This window comes from Mycobacterium arosiense ATCC BAA-1401 = DSM 45069 (assembly GCF_002086125.1).
Lineage (GTDB): Bacteria > Actinomycetota > Actinomycetes > Mycobacteriales > Mycobacteriaceae > Mycobacterium > Mycobacterium arosiense.
Genome location: NZ_MVHG01000018.1, coordinates 20,141 through 41,204, shown reverse-complemented (window position 1 = coordinate 41,204; position 21,064 = coordinate 20,141). Strand labels below are relative to the sequence as shown.

General features: G+C 66.1%; 21 protein-coding genes and 1 pseudogene. 7 read left to right on the top strand and 15 right to left on the bottom strand.

Annotation, left to right across the window (positions count from 1 at the left end; genetic code table 11):
* Nucleotides 1–12: 12 nt before the first annotated feature.
* From BST14_RS10580 to BST14_RS10570, 3 genes are read left to right on the top strand one after another with little or no spacing between them, the layout of a single operon-like run.
* Nucleotides 13–1,077 (top strand): thiolase family protein, encoded by a 1,065-nt coding sequence (locus tag BST14_RS10580; protein ID WP_083064460.1) that lies wholly within the window; start codon nt 13–15, stop codon nt 1,075–1,077.
* Nucleotides 1,077–2,270, top strand: coding sequence for a thiolase family protein (locus BST14_RS10575; protein ID WP_083064459.1), 1,194 nt, complete (start codon nt 1,077–1,079; stop codon nt 2,268–2,270). Before BST14_RS10580 ends, BST14_RS10575 begins: the two co-directional genes overlap by 1 nt.
* Nucleotides 2,267–2,674 (top strand): nuclear transport factor 2 family protein, encoded by a 408-nt coding sequence (locus BST14_RS10570; protein WP_083064458.1) that lies wholly within the window; start codon nt 2,267–2,269, stop codon nt 2,672–2,674. The genes BST14_RS10575 and BST14_RS10570 overlap by 4 nt, the downstream gene beginning before the upstream one ends.
* On the opposite strand, the gene BST14_RS10565 is transcribed toward BST14_RS10570, so the two are convergent.
* Complete coding sequence (locus tag BST14_RS10565; protein ID WP_083064457.1) at nt 2,671–3,195, bottom strand: gamma carbonic anhydrase family protein; 525 nt, start codon at nt 3,193–3,195, stop codon at nt 2,671–2,673. The two genes, BST14_RS10570 and BST14_RS10565, sit on opposite strands and share 4 nt — an antisense overlap.
* A 115-nt stretch (nt 3,196–3,310) precedes the next feature.
* Here BST14_RS10565 and BST14_RS10560 point away from each other — a divergent pair, with 115 nt between their 5' ends.
* On the top strand, nt 3,311–4,489 hold the full coding sequence (locus tag BST14_RS10560) for a 3-ketosteroid-9-alpha-monooxygenase, oxygenase component (protein WP_083064456.1): 1,179 nt from the start codon (nt 3,311–3,313) through the stop codon (nt 4,487–4,489).
* A 5-nt stretch (nt 4,490–4,494) separates the two neighbouring features.
* Nucleotides 4,495–4,947: a hypothetical protein gene (locus tag BST14_RS10555; protein WP_083064455.1), complete on the top strand. Its 453-nt coding sequence runs from the start codon at nt 4,495–4,497 to the stop codon at nt 4,945–4,947.
* Between the two features lie 29 nt (nt 4,948–4,976).
* Here BST14_RS10555 and BST14_RS10550 read toward each other — a convergent pair.
* The 7 genes and pseudogenes from BST14_RS10550 to BST14_RS10520 all read right to left on the bottom strand — a co-directional run.
* A pseudogene (locus BST14_RS10550) lies at nt 4,977–6,122 on the bottom strand (sulfotransferase family protein); the annotation flags it as partial.
* A gap of 72 nt (nt 6,123–6,194) precedes the next feature.
* Entirely contained in the window at nt 6,195–6,977 is a 783-nt protein-coding gene (locus BST14_RS10545) for an SDR family oxidoreductase (RefSeq protein ID WP_083064453.1), read from the bottom strand.
* Entirely contained in the window at nt 6,974–8,101 is a 1,128-nt protein-coding gene (locus BST14_RS10540) for a hypothetical protein (protein ID WP_083064452.1), read from the bottom strand. Before BST14_RS10540 ends, BST14_RS10545 begins: the two co-directional genes overlap by 4 nt.
* 88 nt (nt 8,102–8,189) lie before the next feature.
* Nucleotides 8,190–8,501, bottom strand: a complete 312-nt coding sequence (locus BST14_RS10535) for a hypothetical protein (RefSeq protein ID WP_083064451.1) — start codon at nt 8,499–8,501, stop codon at nt 8,190–8,192.
* A gap of 62 nt (nt 8,502–8,563) precedes the next feature.
* Nucleotides 8,564–9,619 (bottom strand): 4-hydroxy-2-oxovalerate aldolase, encoded by a 1,056-nt coding sequence (gene dmpG / locus BST14_RS10530; RefSeq protein WP_083064450.1) that lies wholly within the window; start codon nt 9,617–9,619, stop codon nt 8,564–8,566.
* A complete protein-coding gene (locus BST14_RS10525) occupies nt 9,616–10,536 on the bottom strand; it encodes an acetaldehyde dehydrogenase (acetylating) (protein WP_083064449.1) in 921 nt (306 codons plus the stop codon). Before BST14_RS10525 ends, dmpG begins: the two co-directional genes overlap by 4 nt.
* Nucleotides 10,537–10,588: 52 nt before the next feature.
* Nucleotides 10,589–11,374 (bottom strand): 2-keto-4-pentenoate hydratase, encoded by a 786-nt coding sequence (locus BST14_RS10520; protein WP_083064448.1) that lies wholly within the window; start codon nt 11,372–11,374, stop codon nt 10,589–10,591.
* A gap of 72 nt (nt 11,375–11,446) precedes the next feature.
* Between BST14_RS10520 and kstD the strand changes: the two genes are divergently transcribed.
* Both kstD and chsH3 read left to right on the top strand, forming a co-directional pair.
* A complete protein-coding gene (gene kstD, locus BST14_RS10515) occupies nt 11,447–13,129 on the top strand; it encodes a 3-oxosteroid 1-dehydrogenase (RefSeq protein WP_083064496.1) in 1,683 nt (560 codons plus the stop codon).
* A 1-nt stretch (nt 13,130) separates the two neighbouring features.
* Nucleotides 13,131–14,003: an enoyl-CoA hydratase ChsH3 gene (gene chsH3, locus BST14_RS10510; RefSeq protein WP_083064447.1), complete on the top strand. Its 873-nt coding sequence runs from the start codon at nt 13,131–13,133 to the stop codon at nt 14,001–14,003.
* A gap of 113 nt (nt 14,004–14,116) precedes the next feature.
* Here chsH3 and BST14_RS10505 read toward each other — a convergent pair whose 3' ends face one another.
* From BST14_RS10505 to BST14_RS10475, 7 genes are all read right to left on the bottom strand, one after another.
* Nucleotides 14,117–14,962 (bottom strand): putative endonuclease domain-containing protein, encoded by an 846-nt coding sequence (locus BST14_RS10505; protein ID WP_083064495.1) that lies wholly within the window; start codon nt 14,960–14,962, stop codon nt 14,117–14,119.
* A 145-nt stretch (nt 14,963–15,107) separates the two neighbouring features.
* Nucleotides 15,108–16,277, bottom strand: coding sequence for a 17-hydroxy-3-oxo-4-pregnene-20-carboxyl-CoA lyase (ltp2, locus tag BST14_RS10500; RefSeq protein ID WP_083064494.1), 1,170 nt, complete (start codon nt 16,275–16,277; stop codon nt 15,108–15,110).
* A 12-nt stretch (nt 16,278–16,289) separates the two neighbouring features.
* Nucleotides 16,290–16,691, bottom strand: coding sequence for a MaoC family dehydratase (locus BST14_RS10495; protein ID WP_083064446.1), 402 nt, complete (start codon nt 16,689–16,691; stop codon nt 16,290–16,292).
* Nucleotides 16,688–17,650: a bifunctional MaoC family dehydratase N-terminal/OB-fold nucleic acid binding domain-containing protein gene (locus BST14_RS10490; protein WP_083064445.1), complete on the bottom strand. Its 963-nt coding sequence runs from the start codon at nt 17,648–17,650 to the stop codon at nt 16,688–16,690. The genes BST14_RS10495 and BST14_RS10490 overlap by 4 nt, the downstream gene beginning before the upstream one ends.
* Nucleotides 17,647–18,810: an acyl-CoA dehydrogenase FadE29 gene (gene fadE29 / locus BST14_RS10485; RefSeq protein ID WP_083064444.1), complete on the bottom strand. Its 1,164-nt coding sequence runs from the start codon at nt 18,808–18,810 to the stop codon at nt 17,647–17,649. The genes BST14_RS10490 and fadE29 overlap by 4 nt, the downstream gene beginning before the upstream one ends.
* Entirely contained in the window at nt 18,801–19,814 is a 1,014-nt protein-coding gene (locus tag BST14_RS10480; RefSeq protein ID WP_083064443.1) for an acyl-CoA dehydrogenase family protein, read from the bottom strand. Before BST14_RS10480 ends, fadE29 begins: the two co-directional genes overlap by 10 nt.
* A complete protein-coding gene (locus BST14_RS10475; protein ID WP_083064442.1) occupies nt 19,814–21,064 on the bottom strand; it encodes a cytochrome P450 in 1,251 nt (416 codons plus the stop codon). The genes BST14_RS10480 and BST14_RS10475 overlap by 1 nt, the downstream gene beginning before the upstream one ends.

Here is a 21,064-nt window from a genome sequence, read left to right as displayed (position 1 = left end):
GCTTACCTGCACATGAGCGCTCGCAACGTTGCGGTCGTTGGCTTTGCCCACGCCCCACACGTCCGCCGCACCGACGGCACCACCAATGGTGTCGAGATGTTGATCCCGTGCTTCGCCCAGCTGTACGAGGAGCTGGGCATCGAACGGACCGACATCGGTTTCTGGTGTTCCGGTTCATCCGATTACCTTGCCGGGCGGGCATTTTCGTTCATTTCGGCGATCGATTCGATCGGTGCCGTTCCGCCGATCAACGAATCGCACGTCGAAATGGACGCCGCCTGGGCACTTTACGAGGCCTACATCAAGATCCTCACCGGCGAGGTGGACACCGCACTGGTGTACGGCTTCGGCAAGTCCTCGGCCGGCAATTTGCGCCAGATCCTGTCGCGACAGACCGACCCCTACACCGTCGCCCCGCTGTGGCCCGATTCGATCTCGCTGGCCGGGCTGCAGGCGCGCATCGGGCTCGACACCGGCAAGTGGACCCAGGAGCAGATGGCGCGGGTGGCGTTCGACTCCTTTGCCAATGCCCGCCGCGTGGACAATGTCGAGGGGCCGATCAGCGTGGCCGAATTGCTCGAACGGCCGTTCTTCGCCGACCCGCTGCGCCGCCACGACATCGCACCGATCACCGACGGCGCCGCGGCGATCGTGCTCGCGGCCGGTGACCGGGCACGTGAGCTACGCGAAAACCCTGCCTGGATAACCGGAATCGAGCACCGCATCGAGACCCCGTCGCTGGGCGCACGCGATCTCACCGAGTCCCCCTCGACGGCGGCCGCGGCCCACGTGGCCACCGGCGGCCGGACCGACAACCTCGACGTGGCTGAGGTCTGCGCGCCCTTCACCCACCAGCACCTGATCATCTCCGAAGCCATCCGGATCCCGGGCCCCACCAAGGTGAACCCGTCCGGTGGTGCGTTGGCGGCCAACCCCATGTTCGTCGCCGGCCTCGAACGCATCGGCTTTGCAGCACAACATATCTGGAACTCGTCGGCTGAGCGGGTGCTGGCGCACGCCACCAGCGGGCCTGCGCTCCAGCAGAACCTGGTCGCGGTCATGGAAGGAAAGAACTGATGGCCGGTGCAGGGACGAACGTTGCTGCGGTATTAGGTACCGGACAGACGAAGTACGTCGCCAAACGCCAAGATGTTTCGATGAACGGCCTGGTGCGCGAGGCGATCGATCGTGCGCTGGCCGACTCCGGCAGCACGTTCGATGACATCGACGCCGTCGTGGTCGGCAAGGCGCCGGACTTTTTCGAGGGCGTGATGATGCCCGAACTGTTCATGGCCGACGCCATGGGCGCCACGGGCAAGCCGCTGATCCGGGTGCACACCGCGGGTTCGGTCGGCGGTTCCACCGCGATCGTGGCGGCCAGCCTGGTGCAGTCCGGCAAGTACCGCCGGGTGCTGGCGATGGCATGGGAGAAGCAGTCGGAATCAAATGCCATGTGGGCGTTGTCGATTCCCATTCCGTTCATCAAGCCGGTCGGCGCAGGCGCCGGCGGCTATTTTGCCCCGCACGTCCGCTCCTACATCCGCCGCTCGGGCGCGCCTCTGAACATCGGCGCCATCGTCGCGGTCAAGGACCGGCTCAACGGCGCGCGCAACCCGCTCGCACACCTGCACCAGCCCGACATCACCGTGGAGAAGGTGATGGAGTCCCCCATGCTGTGGGATCCGATCCGCTACGACGAAACCTGCCCGTCCTCCGACGGTGCGGCCGCTGTCGTCATCGGCAACGAGGAGATCGCCGAAGCCCGTCTGGCGCAAGGACATCCGGTGGCGTGGATCCACGCCACCGCCCTGCGCACCGAGCCGCTGCAGTTCTCCGGGCGCGACCAGGTCAGCCCGCAGGCCGGGCGCGACGCGGCCGCCGCACTGTGGAAGGCGGCCGGCATCAAGAGCCCGATCGACGAGATCGACGCCGCGGAAATCTACGTGCCGTTCTCGTGGTTCGAGCCAATGTGGTTGGAAAACCTAGGGTTTGCCCCCGAGGGCCAGGGTTGGAAGCTCACCGAGGCCGGCGAGACCAGGATTGACGGACGGCTCCCGGTGAACCCCTCCGGCGGCGTCCTGTCGTCCAACCCCATCGGCGCCTCAGGCCTCATCCGCTTCGCCGAGTCGGCGATCCAGGTGATGGGCAAGGGCGGTGACCACCAGGTGCCGGGCGCCCGAAAGGCGTTGGGGCACGCCTACGGCGGTGGCTCGCAGTACTACTCGATGTGGGTGGTGGGCGCCGACAAGCCGCAACAGGTGGACGCGTGACCGAGCACCCGGCCCACGAGGCCGGCCGTCGCTCCCGGGAGGCGGTGGCGGCCCGGGACAAAGATGCTTGGCTATCGGTGTTCGCCGATGACGCCATCGTCGAGGACCCGATCGGGCCCTCGGTGTTCGACCCCGAGGGCCTCGGGCACCGTGGCCGTGACGCGATCTCGGCCTTCTGGGATAAGGCGATCGCCCCCACCACGAAGATCGAGTTCGTCTTCCGCGACACCTACCAGTGCGGCAACGAGGAAGCCAACGTCGGGCACATCCTTATCACGACGGGCGAGTACCAGACGACGGCCGAGGGCGTGTTCACCTACAAGGTCAACGCCGAGGGCCAGTTGGTGGCCCTGCGCGCCTACTGGGAGATGGAGCGCGCGGCGGCCAATACCCGCAAAGTCTAAATGGGTTCCAGCCCGGCCAGATGCCGCTGGGCGAGGTCGCGGTAGGCCTGCGGGTTCACCTTGACCCACATCTCGGCGCCGGTCCCGGCGACCGGGCCCTTGATCTGCGCCGGCGCCCCGACCGCGAGCATGCCGGCCGGGATCTGGCTCCCGGCGGTCACCAGCGAATGCGCGGCGACCAGGCTGCGCGCCCCGATCACCGCGCCGTCGAGCACGGTGGCGTGGTTCGCGATCAGCGCCTCCTGCCCGACGTGGACCCCGTGAATGACGCACAGATGCGCGACCGTCGCACCCGGACCGATGTCGACGGGGATTCCGGGCGGCGCGTGCAGAACCGAACCGTCTTGGACGTTGGCGCCCTCGCGCACCACGATGGGCCCGTAGTCGCCGCGCAACACGGTGTTGAACCAGACCGACGCCCCCGCCTCCACCACGACGTCGCCGATCAGGGTGGCCGTCGGGGCCACGAACGCGGTGGGATCGACTCGTGGCGCACGGCCCTCGAACGCAAACAGCGGCATCGTCTAGATATACCGCAGCGCGCATATGCCGTGGCCAGGCTCGCCGTCGTTGCGCGCCCCCGCTGCAAAACTGTAACGTGTTCTAGTTAGAGGCCCATGAGTTGGAGGTGGACAGGTGAGTACCGACACCAAGGCGGTCGGCATCCGAGAAATCGATCCCGGCGCCTTGCCGACCCGATACGCCCGTGGCTGGCACTGCCTGGGCGTCGCAAAGGACTTCCAGGACGGTAAACCGCACCCGATTCAGGCGTTCGGCACCAAGCTGGTGGTCTTCGCCGACTCGCAGGGCGACCTGAAGGTCCTCGACGGCTACTGCCGGCACATGGGCGGGGACCTGTCCGAGGGCACCATCAAGGGCGACGAGATCGCCTGCCCGTTCCACGACTGGCGCTGGGGTGGCGACGGCCGCTGCAAGCTGGTGCCCTACGCCAAGCGCACCCCGAAAACGGCGCGCACCCGGTCGTGGACCACCGACGTACGGGGTGGCCTGCTGTTCGTCTGGCACGACCACGAGCAGAACCCGCCGGATCCCGCCGTGCGCATTCCGGAGATCCCGGAAGCCCACAGCGACGAATGGACCGACTGGCGGTGGAACAGGATCCTCATCGAGGGGTCTAACTGCCGCGACATCATCGACAACGTCACCGACATGGCGCACTTCTTCTACATCCATTTCGGGTTGCCGACGTACTTCAAGAACGTCTTCGAGGGTCACATCGCCTCGCAGTACCTGCACAACGTGGGCCGTCCCGACGTCAACGATCTCGGCACGTCTTATGGTGAGGCGCACCTCGATTCGGAAGCGTCCTACTTCGGGCCGTCATTCATGATCAACTGGCTGCACAACAGCTACGGCGATTACAAGGCCGAATCCATCCTGATCAACTGCCACTACCCCGTGACCCAAAACTCGTTCGTGCTGCAGTGGGGTGTCATCGTCGAAAAGCCCAAAGGCATGGACGAAAAGATGACCGACAAGCTGTCGAAGGTGTTCACCGAGGGCGTCAGCAAGGGCTTCCTGCAGGACGTCGAGATCTGGAAGCACAAGACCCGCATCGACAATCCGCTGCTGGTCGAGGAGGACGGCGCCGTGTACCAGTTGCGCCGTTGGTATCAGCAGTTCTACGTCGACGTCGCCGACATCGAGCCGGAGATGGTGGAGCGCTTCGAGATCGAGGTGGACACCACGCGCGCCAACGAGTACTGGAATGCCGAGGTCGAGGAGAATCTCAAGGCGAAGGATTCCGGGGCAAACGAGGCGGTTACCGACGACGTACCCGCCGAACAACACTAGGGAACATGGGCGACGATCAGCCGGCGGTACCTGACGTCGATCAGCTTGCGCGATCGATGTTGTTGCTGCATGGCGATCATCACGACCACGACGAGCACCCGGCCGGGCCGGCGCGCACGGGTGAATCCTGGTCGAAGTCAGCGGATTTCACCAACGACCCGCAGCGTGCCGCGGCCGTCGCCGAAGCCAGTCGCGCCGACCGCGAGCGCTACCTCAACTCGGGTCTACTGCCGGTGGACTGCCGGTTCTGCCACGTTCGGGTCACCGTCCGCCGACTCGGCCCGGGGCACACCGCGGTGCAGTGGAACACCGAGGCGTGGCAGCGGTGCGCGCACTTCACCGAGGTACGTCGGTCCGGGGGCGACACCGCGCGCACCCGGTCGTGCCCCAAACTCGCTGACAGCATTGAGCATGCGGTCGCGGAGGGCTACCTCGAGGCCGATGGGGACGAAGACTGAGCGGTTCGTGACTTCGTCACTGAGACTGACAGGCCGGCGAATCGCTGCTTGACCGTCTCGGTGGTCAGGCCGTAGTCGGCCAGCGAGTAGGTGTGCTTGGGCGCCCGCGGACCGGACTGGCTGTCGGCGTGGGTTTTTTCCATGGCGGCCCTGGCCTCATCGGTCAGCGTCAGGCCGAAGTGCCGGTAGATCTCGGCCACGGTGCCCAGCGGGTCGGCGATCAACTCCTTGTAGTCGACATCGTAGAACTGCGACGGGCTGTATTTGGCCCGCGCGGTGTTGAACCGTTCCAGCCCCCGCGACCAGGTTTCCATTGCGTCGGCGCCGATTTGGGCCCCGGTGAACGACGTCGACCATCCCTCGGCGGTGTGCTGCGCCAGCGAACACATCGAGGCCATGATCGTTTCGACCGGCCGATGGGTCTGGATCACCAACGCGTCGGGATAGGTCGCCATCAACGCGTCTAACGCGAACAGGTGGCTGGGGTTCTTGAGCACCCACCGCTTGTCGGCGTCGTTGAGCCCGATCAGCTGCAGGTTGCGGCGGTGCCGCCGATACGACGGCGTCCAGTCCTGCTCCGAGAGCCACCGCGAGTAGGTGGGCAGGTGCGCCAGCGTCTCGTAGGACGCCGAGTGCAGCGACTGACGCAGCAGCTGCCAGCACTCCTCCAGCTCGTACGCCGCCATGAAATGCAGACCCGTGTAGTCCGGATTTTCGGCATGGTGCCTGTTGAACTGTGCGTTCAGTTGGCTGTAATACGGGTTGGATTCCCAGGTTTCACGAAGGGGGCGCGGTTGCGGAAATTCGGCCAACCACAGATGCAGACCCTGGTGGGCGGGATCGGCGCCGAGCAGCCGATGCAAGGCCGTGGTGCCGGTGCGCACCAGCCCGGTGACGAAGATCGGCCGCTCGATGGCCACGTCGGCGTGCTGCGGGTATTGCTTCCAGGCAGCCTCGGACAGCAGCCTGGCCACCAGCGCGCCACGCAGGAAGAACCGATTCATCTTGCTGCCCAACGGCGTCAGGTCGGCGTCGCGGCGGTAGGAGTCCAGCAGCACTTCCAGCGCTTCGAGGTAATTGTCGTCGTTGCTGCCGAAATCGTCCAGCCCGATCATCTTGCTGGCCGACGCCTTCAGGTCGTCGACGGTGCCGACATCGGTGCGCTCAACCCTCATCGCGCCATCTCCTCCTCATCGCTTCGTCCCCCGCAAGCGGGAGGAACCCCCGCTGCATCGTCGATGGCGGCATCAGGTGTGGTATTCCCCGCAATTGACATCCAGGGTCTGCCCGGTGATGCCACTGGACAGGTCGCTGGCCATGAACAGAATCGCCGAGGCAACCTCGTCCTCGGTCGGTAGCCGCTTCAGGTCGGAACCGGCCGCGGTGGCCTGGTAGATCTGCTCGGCCGTGGTGCCGTACTTGCCGGCCTGGTGGTTGAAGTAGCCCTGCAGCGTCTCGCCCCAGATATAGCCGGGCGCAACGGAATTAACCCTGATCCCCTGCTCGCCCAGCTCGGTGGCCAGCGAATGCGACATGGACAACAACGCGGATTTGGCCATCTTATATGCGCCGTACTTCGCCTGCGAGTGCCGCAGCACCATGGAGTTGACGTTGACGATCGAGCCCTTCGACTCGGCCAGTGCCGGCGTGAAGCCCTGGATGAGTCGCAGCGCGCCGAGCGCGCTGAGTTCGATCGCGTCGCGGATGTGCTGAAAGCTGATGCCGGAGAACGGTTTCAGCGACGGCACCCGGAAGGCGTTGTTGATCAGGACATCAACCTTGCCGTAGGCCTCCATGGTGGCATCGACCAGGTTGCTCACCTGGTCGTCCTCGGTGATGTCGGTGCGCACCGTCGTCGCACGACCGCCGAGGTCGGCGATCTGCTTGGCGAGGTCGTCCAGCCGTTCCTGCGTGCGAGCCGCCAGCACCAGGTCGGCGCCTTCCCGCGTGCATCGGTGCGCCAGCGTCGTGCCCAGACCCGGGCCGACGCCGCTGATCACCACTACCTTGCCGTCGAGCAACTTCGTCATCCCAGCATCCTTGCCTGAATTTGTTGGTGGCGCAGCGCAATTCGGGCGCGCCAGTCGTCCTCTGAGATCTTGTTGTGGTCGTAGTACGGCAACGCTGCCGGAACCTTGTCGATGTCGACCACCTCGACGGTCGGGCCGTCGGCGTCGGTGAGCTGACGCGACACCCGCTGCCAGCGAAACTGCAGAAAGCCGCGCCGGTGGCCGACCGTCTCGACCCAGTTGGTCACTCCCGGGTTCTGGTCGGCAACCACAATGCGGACCTTGCCGTCCGGATCCGCCTGCGCCTGAGTGTTGTTCAGCGAGGTCTGGTGGTTGATGTAGTCGAGCGAGATGTACCAGAGGCTGCCCAACTGGAAGCCGAGGTAGGGTGCGTCGGAGACCGGGATGGTGATGACCATCGCCTGATCCGGTCGCAGGTCGAAGTGCCCGACCGATGAGTACTGCGTGGCCAGTCCGCCCGGAGTCAGCCGCGGCGGCACCATGGTGTTGACCGGCAGGTCGAGATAGAACCACTGCGGGAATTGCAGCCAGGTCTTCACTCGCTGGACAAGCTGCTTTCCCGCTGTGGCATAACGCTTTTCGATGAGTTCGCGGGTCAGCGGCGGCGGCGCGGTGCCCGCCGTGTCGAGCCGGGAGATTGCGAGCGTGCCGCGCTGGGCCGACCAGTCCCCGTACACCTCGCGGATCACCAATTGTCCGGGGCTGGTGGGTCGCACCCGCCACTCAAAGCTGCCGTCGGGCGCGATCTCGAGCTCGCGATCGTCGAACGCAGCCTGGCTGACGGGCACGAAGTCGTCGGTGTATTCGCCGCCGAGTAGCTGGAAACTCAGGTCGGTGGTGGTTCCGCGCCTGCCGGTGACTACGTAGTCGTGGTTGGCATGCACCCGGGTGCCGAAGTAAAGGGTGTCGGGGTTGTCCAGGCCCATCTTGGTGAACGGCCCGGTACCCGATTGCAGGAAGGGATGGTCGCGGTCGTAGTCCACGGCCAGATGGATGCAGCCCGAGATGCAACCGGCCAGATACTGCAACCCTTCGAGCAGGTCGGCTTCGGTCTCGATAAACGGTGCGTCGGCGACCAGCTGCTCGGCCTCTGCGATCGCAGCGGTAAGGGATTCAGAGAACACGCCTAGACGCTAGAACGTGTTCTACTTTTTCGTCAATGGCGAACGTTCCCGCGCGTCGGCCGCAGCGTTCAACGACGACGCCGACTCACTACGGCGGGCACGAGTGGGACAGGTCGATCAGGTGCTGGCGTACGTCGGGATGCCGATTGAGGTAGTCGATGACGTTGCCGTTACCGCCCTCCGCCTGCGCCCTTTGCTGCAATTGCCGGTGCAGGTCCGGGTGCTTCTGCAGGTACGAGTCGATGGATGCACCCACGTCCTGATCGCACTGCGGATTTGCGCTGGCTATGCCCGCCACGGGGAGCGCGATCACCATAGCGGCGGTAGCCGTCATGAATCCCCCGGCGAGCAGGCCGTACAGCCCGCGGCGACGGGCGCCGACTGTGTTGGATGTGCTCATAGGCGCCAGGCTACTCGCGCTAGCTTTGCGCCGCCTGTGCGTGCGGTGGGCGAAGCGGCTGGTCAACGCGGGGCCGCGGCGCCACTCTCCTGTTCGCGCTTGATCTCGAGCGCAATGTCGATCAGCTGGTCCTCCTGGCCGCCGATGAGCTTGCGCTGGCCCGCGCGGTGCAGCAGCTCATGCGCCGGCACGCCGTAGCGTTCGGACTGGCGGATGGCGTGTTTGAGGAAGCTCGAGTACACCCCGGAGTAGCCCATGATCAGGGCGTTGCGATCCAGCAGGCACTCGGCGGGCATCGCCGGGGCGACCACCTCTTCGGCGGCGTCGGCGATGTCGAAGAAGTCGATCCCGGTCTTGACGCCGATCTTGTCGAACACCCCGATCAGCGCCTCGACGGGCGCGTTTCCGGCGCCGGCGCCGAACCGGCGGCACGAGCCGTCGATCTGCTTGGCACCAGCCCGGACGGCCTCCACGCTGTTGGCCACGCCCAGCCCGAGGTTCTCATGACCGTGAAAACCCACCTGGGCGTCCTCGCCGAGCTCGGCGACCAGCGCGGCGACCCGGTCACGCACGCCCTCGAGGACCAGCGCCCCGGCCGAATCGACGACGTAGACGCACTGACAGCCCGCGTCGGCCATGATCCGGGCCTGGGCGGCCAGCTTCTCCGGCGAGATGGTGTGGCTCATCATCAAGAACCCGACGGTTTCCAGGCCGAGTTCGCGGGCCAGGCCGAAGTGCTGGATCGACACGTCGGCCTCGGTGCAGTGCGTGGCGATCCGGCAGATCGAGCCGCCGTTGTTCTTGGCCTCCTTGATGTCTTCCTTGGTGCCGACGCCGGGCAACATCAAGAAGGCGATCTTGGCCTCTTTGGCGGTCTCGGCGGCGAGCTTGATCAGCTCCTGCTCGGGCGTCTTGGAGAACCCGTAGTTGAAGCTCGACCCACCCAGCCCGTCGCCGTGGGTGACCTCGATGACGGGCACGCCCGCGGCGTCCAAGGCCGCCACGATGGCGCCGACCTCGTCGGCGGTGAACTGGTGGCGCTTGTGGTGGGAGCCGTCCCGCAACGACGTGTCGGTCAGCCGGACGTCCCAGATCGGGTTGAAGAAGATGTCACTCATGATTGCGCTCCTCCGGCCGTCGCGCTCAAGGACTCCTTGGCGATCTCCTCGCCGACTTTGGTGGCCGCGGCGGTCATGATGTCGAGATTTCCAGCGTAAGGCGGCAGATAGTCGCCCGCACCCTCCACTTCGACAAACGTGGTGACCAGCGCCTGGCCGCCGGAGTTGATCGATGGGTCGTCGAACTGGGGCTCGTTGAGCAGCCGGTATCCCGGCACGTAGGTCGCCACCTCGGCCACCACGTCGTGGATGGACTTGGCGATCGCGTCCCGGTCGGCGTCCTCGGGAATGGCGCAGAAGATGGTGTCGCGCATGATCATCGGCGGGTCGGCCGGGTTCAAGATGATGATCGCCTTGCCGCGCTTGGCGCCGCCGATGGTCTCCACGCCCCTGCTGGTCGTCTTGGTGAACTCGTCGATGTTGGCCCGCGTCCCCGGACCCGCCGAAACCGACGCGACCGACGCCACGATCTCGGCGTAGGGAACCTCGACGACGCGACTAACGGCGTAGACGATCGGGATGGTGGCCTGCCCGCCGCAGGTGATCATGTTGACGTTCGGCGCGTCGAGGTGCTCGCGCAGGTTGGCCGGCGGGATGACGGCCGGACCAACAGCCGCCGGCGTCAGGTCGATGGCCCGGATGCCGGCCTCGGCGTATTTGGGGGCGGCGTCGCGGTGCACGTAGGCGCTGGTCGCTTCGAACACCAAGTCGGGCTTCTCCGCCTGCGCCAACAGCCAGTCCACCCCCTCGTGGGTGGTCTCCAGACCCAGCTTGCGGGCGCGGGCCAGGCCCTCGCTTTCCGGGTCGATGCCCACCATCCAGCGCGGTTCCAGCCAGTCCGATCGCAGCAGCTTGTAGAGCAGGTCAGTGCTGATGTTCCCCGACCCGACAATGGCCACAGTCGCCTTAATCGGCATGATGCCCCTTTTCGAAGCTTTTGATATTTAAGTTAGACGATTTAAATCGAGCCTATTCGAACGATAAACGCACCGAACCGAGGCCCGCGAACTCGGCGACGAAATTCTCGCCCGGGTGCGCGTCGATCGCTTTCGTGCAGGATCCGGGCAACACCACGTCGCCCTTGCGCAGGCGGACCCCGAAGCCGTCCACCTTGCGGGCCAGCCACGCCACCGCGGTGACCGGGTTGCCCAGCACCGCGTCGGTGCGACCTTCGGCGACGACCTCACCGTTACAGCGCAACACGGCGTCGATCCCCTTGACGTCGATGTCGCGGGGCGAAACGCGCGCCTCGCCGAGCACGAAACCCGCCGACGATGCGTTATCGGCGATGGTGTCGCACAGTTCGATCTTCCAGTCGGTGATCCGGGTATCGATCAGCTCGATGGACGGGACCAACGCTTCGGTGGCCGCCAGCACGTCGTCCTCGGTGCAGCCGGCTCCGGGCAGGTCGGCGTTCAGGATGAATCCGACCTCGACCTCAACCCGGGGGTACAGGTAGCGGTTCGTCTTGACCGGGGTGTCCTCGGACAGCTGCATCTCGTCGAGCAGGTGTCCGTAGTCCGGCTCGTCGACGCCCATCATTTGCTGGATCGCCTTCGACGAGAGGCCCACCTTGTGGCCGAGCACCCGGGCGCCCTCCGCGACTCGCTGGCGGATGTTGATCAGCTGAATCTCGTACGCGTCGACGACGTCGATGTCCGGATATGCGGCGGTCAACGGGGCGATCGGCTCACCGCTCCGCTCGGCTTGCGCCAATTCGGCAGCTAGCTCGTCGCGCGTGGCAACACTGAGCATTTTTCCAAGTCTCCTCGTGCGGTCGACCGGTCCAGTAGCGGCCGCCCCGGGCAATTCTATAACGTGTTCTACATGTCAGCGCAGGAGTATGACGTCGTCGTGGTCGGGAGCGGCGGGGCCGGCATGGTGGCCGCCCTTACCGCCGCTCACCGGGGTCTTTCCACCATAGTCATCGAAAAGGCCCCCCACTACGGTGGCTCGACCGCCCGCTCGGGCGGCGGCGTTTGGATCCCGAACAACGAGATCCTCAAGCGTGATGGGGTGCGCGATACCGCCGAGGCCGCCCGCACCTATCTGCACGGGATCATCGGCGACGTCGTCGAGCCGGAACGCATCGACACCTATCTCGATCGCGGCCCGGAGATGCTGTCGTTTGTGCTCGAGCACACCCCGCTGAAGATGTGCTGGGTGCCGAAGTACTCCGACTACTACCCCGAGTCGCCGGGCGGCCGGGCGGAGGGCCGATCGATCGAGCCGAAGCCGTTCGACGCCCGCAAGCTCGGCGCCGACGAAGCCGGTTTGGAGCCGGCCTACGGCAAGGTCCCGCTGAACGTGGTGGTGATGCAACAGGATTACGTGCGGCTGAACCAGCTGAAGCGTCACCCGCGCGGCGTGCTGCGCAGCCTGAAGGTCGGGGCACGCACCATGTGGGCCAAGGCGACCGGCAAGAACCTCGTCGGCATGGGCCGCGCGTTGATCGGGCCGCTGCGGATCGGGTTGCAGCGGGCCGGCGTTCCGGTGGTGCTCAACACCGCGCTTACCGACCTCTACGTCGAAGACGGTGTCGTGCGCGGCGTCTATGTGCGCGAAGCCGGCGATGCCGAATCGGGCGAACCACGGCTGATCCGGGCCCGGCGCGGGGTGATCCTGGCGTCGGGTGGCTTCGAGCACAACGAACAGATGCGGGTGAAATACCAGCGCGCCCCGATCACCACCGAGTGGACCGTCGGCGCGGCGGCCAACACCGGTGATGGAATCCTGGCGGGCGAAAAGCTCGGCGCAGCATTGGATCTCATGGAAGACGCCTGGTGGGGTCCGACAGTCCCGCTGGTGGGCGCACCCTGGTTTGCCTTGTCCGAGCGCAATTCGCCGGGTTCGATCATCGTCAACATGTCGGGCAAGCGGTTCATGAACGAATCGATGCCCTACGTCGAAGCCTGCCACCACATGTACGGCGGTGAATACGGCCTGGGGCCCGGGCCGGGCGAGAACATTCCCGCGTGGCTGGTGTTCGACCAGCAGTACCGGGACCGCTACATCTTCGCGGGATTGCAGCCCGGACAACGCATTCCGCGCAAGTGGCTGGAGTCCGGCGTCATTATCCAGGCCGACACGCTGGCGGAGCTGGCGCAGCAGGCCGGCCTTCCGGTGAACGGATTCACCGCGACCGTGGAACGTTTCAACGGGTTCGCGCGCTCCGGTGTCGACGAGGACTACCATCGCGGCGAGAGCGCCTACGACCGCTACTACGGCGACCCGACCAACAAGCCGAACCCCAACCTCGGCGAGATCACGCACGCGCCGTACTATGCGGCCAAGATGGTGCCCGGGGACCTGGGCACCAAGGGCGGCATCCGCACCGATGTTCACGGGCGAGCGCTGCGCGACGACGGCAGCATCATCGAAGGCCTTTACGCCGCCGGCAATGTGAGCGCCCCGGTGATGGGCCACACCTACCCCGGTCCGGGTGGCACCATCGGTCCGGCCATGACGTTCGGATACCTGGCGGCGTTGCACATAGCGGGGGGTCACTGACATGCCGATCGACGTAGAGGTCGCGCTGAACGCGGAGCTGGATCCCATCGAATTCTCTTGGGCCAGCAGCGATGTGCAGCTTTATCACCTCGGGTTGGGCGCCGGCGCCGATCCGATGGACCCGCGCGAGCTGCGCTACCTAACCGACGACACGCCGCAGGTGCTGCCGACGTTCGGCAACGTGGCCGCCACCTTCCATGCCACGAAGCCGCCAACCGTCAAGTTCCCCGGCATCGACATCGAGCTGAGCAAGGTGTTACACGCCAGCGAACGGATCGAGGCGCCCGCGCCGCTGCCGCCGTCGGGCTCGGCCAAGGCCGTCACCCGGTTCACCGACATCTGGGACAAGGGCAAGGCCGCGGTGATCTGGAGCGAGACGACGGTGACCGCCCCCGACGGCACGGCGTTGTGGACGCAACGCCGGTCGATTTTCGCCCGCGGTGAGGGCGGATTCGGCGGCGAGCGCGGGCCGTCATCCTCGGACGCGGCGCCCGACCGGGCACCCGATCTCGAGGTCGATATGCCGATCCTGCCCCAACAGGCGCTGCTCTACCGGCTGTGCGGTGACCGCAACCCGCTGCATTCCGATCCCGATTTTGCTGCGGCCGCGGGGTTTTCCCAGCCCATCCTGCACGGGTTGTGCACCTACGGCATGACCTGTAAGGCCATCACCGATGCGCTGCTCGACGGTGATGCCGGGGCGGTTGCGGCCTACGGCGCGCGTTTCGCCGGGGTGGCTTTCCCCGGCGAAACGCTCAAGGTCGGCATCTGGAAGGACTCGACGTCTTCTGATGGCCGCTTCCTGGCCAGCGTTGTCGCGCCCTCGCGCGACAACGCCGTCGTGCTGTCGGGCGTCGAACTGGTCCCGGCCTAGGGGCGCTGCGCGAGGGTCGGCCTCCCCCGCCGAGCGTGCGGCCTCTCCCGCCGAGCGTGCGGCCTCTCCCGCCGAGCGTGAAGTTAGTTTCACGTTCGTCTGTCATCGTGAAGTTAGTTCGACGCTCGGCGGGCGCGAGCCGCACGCACCCGGCGAACGATGTCAGCTGGCCGGTCGCCCGCGACCACCCTTATAACGATCCAGCCAAGACGCTCGATGGTCTCCAATCGCCGGACGTCCCATGCGTACTGCCGGCGATCGATGCGATGCTGGTCGCCGTCGTATTCAACCGCCACTTTGACGTCCTCCCAACCCATATCGAGATACGCGAAGGTGCTGCCGAATTCGTCGATCACGGGAATCTGGGTCTGCGGTCGCGGCAAGCCGGCCTGCATCAGCACAATCCGCAGCCACGACTCCTTCGGAGACTGTGCACCGCTGTCGAATAGCGCTATGGCTTTGCGCGCCTGCACGATTCCTCGGCGGCGCAAGTACCTTTCCGCGAGTAGCTCGACTTCGGCCGCTTTGATTCCAGTCGCGCGAGCCAATGCGTCGATGCCGGCAACCGCCGCCGTGGTCGAATACCAGCAGCCGATATCGAGAGCTGTCCTAGCTGCTGCCGTCAGCGGGATTTTTCCTAGCGCGACGATTTCGTCGTCCTCGATACGGTCTCCGTGCGCCCTGATTCCAGCCTGGGGGTGGCGGTTGTCGTGGATGAGGTCCACGACTGTCATGCCGTCGACCCATTTGCTCCCATGTAGCGCTGCGGCGGCGAACCCCGCGACCACGCCCCTACGCCCGGACCACAACCAGCCGGCCCTCGCTCGTAGCGCGGCAGTGACGTCTGCATCCCGATTGACGTAAACGTCTCGGAATAGCCGACGATAACCAGTGCAGAGTTGTCCTCTGGTCATAACGCCTTGAGCAACGGCCTCGCTGCCCAGAAACGGCTCACCCACCACCCCGGCAGCGTGGCACGTGCCATGTCCGGCGTCACTTCACTTATCGACCGTGAAGTTAGTTTGACAGTCGGCAACGAGCGTGAAACTAAGTTCACGCTCGACGGCGCGCGCCCCGGCCGTCCCGCGGCACGCTCGGCGGCCGCTAGCCCAGGATCAGGCCCGACGTGGGGACACCGGTTCCGGCGGTGACGAGGACATGCTCAACGTCGGGCACCGGGTTCACCGAGGTGCCCCGCAGCTGGCGCACGCCCTCGGCGATGCCGTTCATGCCGTGAATGTAGGCCTCGCCGAGTTGGCCGCCATGGGTGTTGATCGGCAGCCGTCCCCCGATCTCGATGGCACCGTCGGCGATGAAGTCCTTGGCCTCGCCCTTGCCGCAAAACCCCAACTCTTCCAACTGAATCAGCGTGAACGGGGTGAAGTGGTCGTAGAGCACAGCGGTCTGGATATCGGTCGGCTTCAGGCCCGACTGCTGCCAAAGCTGCTGACCCACCACACCCATCTCGGGCAGTCCGAGCTCGGGCCGGTAATAGCTGACCATCGTGTACTGGTCGGGGCTGGAGCCCTGCGCGGCCGCCTCGATGATCGCCGGTCGCTGCTTGAGATCCTTCGCCCGCTCCGGCGACGTCACCACGATTGCGACCGCCCCGTCGGTCTCCTGGCAGCAGTCCAACAGCCGCAGCGGCTCGGCGATCCACCGCGAATTCTGGTGGTCCTCAATGGTTATCGGCTTCTCGTAGAAGTACGCCTTCGGATTCTTGGCCGCGTGCTTGCGGTCGGCCACCGAGATCGCCCCGAAGTCCCGGCTGCTGGCACCGGACAGATGCATGTAGCGCTGGGCGATCATCGCGACCTGGGCGGCTGGCGTGGACAGCCCGTGCGGGTAGGAGAACGAATTGTCCGCCGCGGTCGAATCAGCCTGCACGCCGGCGGTTCCCACCAACCGGGTCTGCACCTGACCGAATCGCATGCCCGATCGCTCGTTGAACGCCCGGTATGCGACGACGACGTCGGCCACCCCGGTGGCCACGGCGAGCGCCGCCTGCTGCACGGTCGCGCACGCGGCGCCACCGCCATATCCGATCTGCGAGAAGAATTTCAGGTCGCCGATGCCGACCGCGCGGGCGACGGCGGTCTCGTTGTTGGTGTCCATGGTGAAGGTGGTCAGCCCGTCGACGTCGGACGGATTCAGCCCGGCGTCGTCCAGCGCATCCAGCACCGCCTCGGCGGCCAACCGCAGTTCACTGCGGCCGGAGTCCTTGGAGAAGTCGGTGGCGCCGATGCCGACGATCGCGGCTCGGCCGTTCAACAAGCCCGCTGACATCTATGCGCCCCCGATCGTCAGCGTCACGTTGGCGATGACATGATCGCCAAGACTGTTGCGGCCTAACACCTTCAGCGTGACCAGGCCGTTGTCGATGGCGGTCACCTCGCCGGAGAAGGTGACGGTGTCGTAGGCGTACCACGGCACACCGAGCCGCAGGCCGATCGACTTGATCAGCGCCGTCGGCCCCGCCCAGTCGGTGACGTAACGCTGCACCAGCCCGGTGTCGGTGAGGATGTTGACGAAGATGTCCTTGGAACCCTTGGCCTGCGCCAGGTCCCGGTCGTGGTGCACGTCCTGAAAGTCCCTGGTCGCCAGGGCCGTCGAGATGATAAAGGTCGGCGTGCCATGCAGCTTGAGTTCGGGCAGGGTGGTGCCCACTTCAACAACAGGTGCGCTCATGCTTCGTCTCCCACGGGCTCCCAGGCGTAGAGGCTCCACTCCGGGCCGGATTCGCCGGCCGGGAAGTCGATATACGTTGCACGGACCGGCATCCCGATCTTGATCTCGGCATGGTCGACGTTGCGCAGCTCGCCGAGCATCCGAACGCCCTCGTCCAGTTCGACCAGTGCGATCACGAACGGCAGCGTGCGACCGGGCACCTTCGGTGCGTGGTGCACCACGTAGCTGAACACCGTGCCGCGGCCGCCGGCGACCGTGAAGTCGATCGGCTCGGCCTTGTCCTGCCACACCGCCGGCACCGGCGGATGCTGCAGCGTGCCTTCGGGGAGGCGCTGGATACGCAGCTCGTGCGCCCTGACGCCCTCCCAGAAGAAAGCGGTGTCGCGTGACACCGCCGGCCGCATCATGGCGTCGGCGTCCAGATCCTGAGGGACCGACGCGGCCGCGCCCGAATCCTCGCGCGGCCTGAATTTCAGGATGCGCCACGCCATCTCGGCCACATCCTCGTCACCGACCCGCCAGGTGATGTGTTGATTGATGAACCAGCCCTCGCCGAGCCCGGTCTGCTTGGGACCCACCACGTCGCGCATCTCGGAGACGACGGTGACCTGCTCACCGGGACGCAGATACCGGTGGTAGGTCTGCTCACAGTTGGTGGCCACCACCCCGATGTAGCCGGCCTCGTCGAACAGCTGCATGATCGGGCCCATGGGGTCGTCGGTCGGGCGTTCCCCGCCCAGGCCGAACATCGTCCACACCTGAATCATGGCCGGTGGTGCGACGATCCCGGGATGACCGGCGGCCTTGGCCGCGGCGTCGTCGACGTAGATCGGGTTGCGGTCCCCCATCGCCTCGACCCAATTGTTGATCGTCGGCTGGTTCACCGGATCCCGCGCCTCGCGCGGGGCGGCGACGACGGTGGCGGTGATCTCCGCAACCGCTTTTTGGATGTCGGTCATCGTGGCACCCTCGGCACTTTGAGTCCGGCGGCGGCGATCATCTCGCGCATCACTTCGTTGACGCCGCCGCCGAAGGTGATGACGAGATTGCGCTTGGTCTGGGAGTCCAGCCACTTCAGCAGGTCGGCGGTGTCCGAATCGGCGGGGTTGCCGTACTTGCCCACGATCTCCTCGGCGAGCCGACCAATGTACTGAATCTTCTCGGTACCAAAGACTTTCGTCGACGCGGCGTCGGCCACGTTGATGTCTTCGCCGGCGGCGGCCACCTGCCAGTTCAGCAGTTCGTTGATCCGCCACATCGCGTGAATCTCACCCAGCGCCCGCTTGACGTCGGCGTGATCGATCGGCGTGACGCCGTCGCTGCCCGGCTTGGACGCCCAGGCGTGCACCCGGTCGTAGATGCCGGCGGTGCGGCCCGCCGGACCCAGCATCACCCGCTCGTTGTTGAGCTGGGTGGTGATCAGCCGCCAGCCGCCGTTCTCCTGGCCCACCAGCATGTCGGCGGGCACCCGCACGTCGTTGTAGTAGGTGGCGTTGGTGTGATGGGCACCGTCGGACAGGATGATCGGCGTCCAGGAGTAACCGGGATCCTTGGTGTCGACGATCAGGATCGAAATGCCCTTGTGTTTCACGGCTTCCGGGTCGGTGCGGCAGGCCAGCCAGATGTAGTCGGCGTCGTGGGCGCCGGTGGTGAAGATCTTCTGTCCGTTGACGATGTACTCGTCGCCCTGGCGCACCGCGGTGGTGCGCAGGGAGGCCAGGTCGGTGCCGGCCTCGGGCTCGGTGTATCCGATCGCGAAGTGCACCTCGCCGGCCAGGATGGCGGGCAGGAACTTCTTCTTCTGCTCTTCGCTGCCGAACTGCTGCAGCGTCGGACCCACGGTCTGCAGCGTCACCGCGGGCAGCGGCACGTCGGCCCGGTGCGCCTCGTTGACGAAGATCGACTGCTCGATCGGGCCGAAGCCCAAGCCGCCGAACTCCTTTGGCCAGCCCACCCCGAGCTTGCCGTCACGGCCCATCCGCCGGATCACCGCGCGGTAGGCCGCGTTGTGCCGGTCGGACTCCATCGCCTTCATCTCGTCGGACGAGATCAGGTTCGAGAAGTACTCCCGCAGTTCCGCTTGCAGCTGGCGCTGCTCGGGGGTCAGGTCTATGAACATTGCGCTCCCACCAAATCGAGCCGATGAGAAGAGCCGCCCAGCAGTCGGGACAGGTCTTTGATCGTGGAGTAGTAGCGGTGCATCGGGTAAGTGATGTCCATCCCCATGCCGCCGTGTAGGTGATGGCAGAGCTGCATCACCGGCGGCGCCTGCGAGGTGATCCAGTAACCGAGGACGTCGAGGTCGTCGTCGGCGTCCCGGCCCTCGGACAGCCGCCACACCACCGACTTGGCCGCCAAATCGATGGTGCGCGAGGCGATGTAGACCTCGGCGAGCTGCGCCGCCACGGTCTGAAACGTCGAGAGCGGCTTGCCGAACTGCTTGCGGTTGGCCACATAATCGGCGGTCAGCCGCAGCGCCCCGGCCACGAGCCCGTCGGCGTAGGCGCCGATGGCGGCCAGCGCCAACTGATTGACCCGGGGCGCCGTCGCGCCGGCCAACACGTCGGAGTCGTCGACCGCGACGTCGGCGAACGTGACCGTGTACTCCTCGGAGCCGTTGGAGGTGGGGGTCTGGACCGCCTCGACGCCGTTGGCCTTCGGCGACACCACCACCACCGCACTGTCGGCGGTCACGATGATCCAATCCGCTTGTCCCGCATAGCCGACGCCGACCTTGGTGCCCGACAGGCGGCCGCCCGCAAACGTGGTCGACGGCCGGTCCGGCAGGGCGGTACCCGGCTCGTTGAGCGCGGCGGTCAGCACCCCGCCCTTGGTGACTCCGGCCAGAAATCGGTCCTGCTGTTCGTCGGAGGCCAGATCGAGCAGCGGCAGCACGCCGAAACCCAGTGTGGCCAGGGCCGGCGTGATGGCGCCATGGCGACCGACCTCGGTCAGCACGGTGGCGACCTCGGGCAGGCTCACGCCGTCGCCGCCGAGGCGCTCGGGCACCGGGAGTGCCGTCACACCGCCGTTGACCATAGCGTCCCAGCTTAATTCGCGCTCGAACACCGACGTGACGACGTCGGCGACGGCCTGTTGCGTCGCGGTCAGCTCGAAGTCCATCAGGTCGTCACCGCGGCCTTGCCGGCGTAGTCGACCTGCCAGTGCTTGATGCCGTTGAGCCAGCCCGACCGCAACCGCTCGGGCTCGCCGATCGGCTTGAGGTCCGGCATGTGATCGGCGACGGCGTTGAAGATCAGGTTGATCGTCATGCGGGCCAGGTTCGCGCCGATGCAGTAGTGGGCGCCGGTGCCGCCGAAGCCGACGTGCGGGTTCGGGTCGCGCAGGATGTTGAAGTTGTGCGGGTCCTCGAAGACCTCTTCGTCGAAATTGGCGGAGCGGTAGGACATCACCACCCGCTGACCCTTCTTGATCTGCACGCCGGCCAGCTCGGTGTCCTCGTTGGCGGTGCGCTGGAAGGCCGATACCGGGGTGGCCCACCGGATGATCTCGTCGGCCGCGGTCGACGGGCGCTCCCTCTTGAACAGCTCCCACTGATCGGGGTTGTCGGCAAAAGCGATCATGCCGTGGGTGATCGAATTACGCGTGGTCTCGTTGCCCGCCACGGCCAGCATGACCACGAAGAAGCCGAACTCGTCGTCGGAGAGCTTCTCACCGTCGATGTCGGCCTGGACGAGCGTGGTGACGATGTCGTCGGTCGGGTTCTCGCTCCGCTCCGCCGCCATCGCCATGGCGTAGGTGATCAGTTCCATCGACGACTGCGCGGGATCGACGTGGGCGTACTCGGGGTCGGTGCCGCCGGTCATCTCGTTGGACCAGCGGAAGAGCTTGTCGCGATCCTCCTGGGGTACGCCGAGCAGACCGGCGATGGCCTGCAGGGGCAGCTCGCACGAGACCTGTTCGACGAAGTCGCCGCTGCCCTCCTTGGCGGCGGTCGCTGCGATGTTCTGGGCGCGCTGGGCCAGTTCGGCTTCCAGCCGCCCGATGGCCCGCGGGGTGAACCCGCGGGAGATGATCTTTCGCAGCCGGGTGTGGTGTGGCGCGTCCATGTTGAGCATGACGCTGCGCTGCAGCTCGACCTGCTCGCGCTTCATCTCCGGCGGCCAGGTCGGGATGGCGCCGTTCATCCAGCTCGAGAAGATGTCGCTGCGCTTCGACACCTCCTTGACGTCGGCGTGCTTGGTGACGATCCAGTAGCCGTGGTCCTCGAACCCGCCCGCGCCATTCGGGATGTCCACCCAGTGGATCGGCTCCGCCTTGCGAAGCTGCGCGAGTTCCTCGACCGGCAACCCGGCGAGGTTGACGTCGGGGTCGAGAAAGTCGAAGTCGGCGGGAATGTTGGGGGGTGCCAT

Coding starts and splice junctions, on each gene's coding strand:
- BST14_RS10575 (WP_083064459.1), top strand. CDS start 1,077: ATGGCCGGTGCAGGGACGAACGTTGCTGCGGTATTAGGTACCGGACAG.
- BST14_RS10580 (WP_083064460.1), top strand. CDS start 13: ATGAGCGCTCGCAACGTTGCGGTCGTTGGCTTTGCCCACGCCCCACAC.
- BST14_RS10480 (WP_083064443.1), bottom strand. CDS start 19,814: ATGGACTTCGAGCTGACCGCGACGCAACAGGCCGTCGCCGACGTCGTC.
- BST14_RS10475 (WP_083064442.1), bottom strand. CDS start 21,064: ATGGCACCCCCCAACATTCCCGCCGACTTCGACTTTCTCGACCCCGAC.
- BST14_RS10545 (WP_083064453.1), bottom strand. CDS start 6,977: ATGACGAAGTTGCTCGACGGCAAGGTAGTGGTGATCAGCGGCGTCGGC.
- BST14_RS10525 (WP_083064449.1), bottom strand. CDS start 10,536: ATGCCGATTAAGGCGACTGTGGCCATTGTCGGGTCGGGGAACATCAGC.
- BST14_RS10495 (WP_083064446.1), bottom strand. CDS start 16,691: ATGAGCGCACCTGTTGTTGAAGTGGGCACCACCCTGCCCGAACTCAAG.
- fadE29 (WP_083064444.1), bottom strand. CDS start 18,810: ATGTTCATAGACCTGACCCCCGAGCAGCGCCAGCTGCAAGCGGAACTG.
- BST14_RS10565 (WP_083064457.1), bottom strand. CDS start 3,195: ATGCCGCTGTTTGCGTTCGAGGGCCGTGCGCCACGAGTCGATCCCACC.
- dmpG (WP_083064450.1), bottom strand. CDS start 9,619: ATGAGTGACATCTTCTTCAACCCGATCTGGGACGTCCGGCTGACCGAC.
- BST14_RS10555 (WP_083064455.1), top strand. CDS start 4,495: ATGGGCGACGATCAGCCGGCGGTACCTGACGTCGATCAGCTTGCGCGA.
- BST14_RS10490 (WP_083064445.1), bottom strand. CDS start 17,650: ATGACCGACATCCAAAAAGCGGTTGCGGAGATCACCGCCACCGTCGTC.
- kstD (WP_083064496.1), top strand. CDS start 11,447: ATGTCAGCGCAGGAGTATGACGTCGTCGTGGTCGGGAGCGGCGGGGCC.
- BST14_RS10520 (WP_083064448.1), bottom strand. CDS start 11,374: ATGCTCAGTGTTGCCACGCGCGACGAGCTAGCTGCCGAATTGGCGCAA.
- BST14_RS10535 (WP_083064451.1), bottom strand. CDS start 8,501: ATGAGCACATCCAACACAGTCGGCGCCCGTCGCCGCGGGCTGTACGGC.
- chsH3 (WP_083064447.1), top strand. CDS start 13,131: ATGCCGATCGACGTAGAGGTCGCGCTGAACGCGGAGCTGGATCCCATC.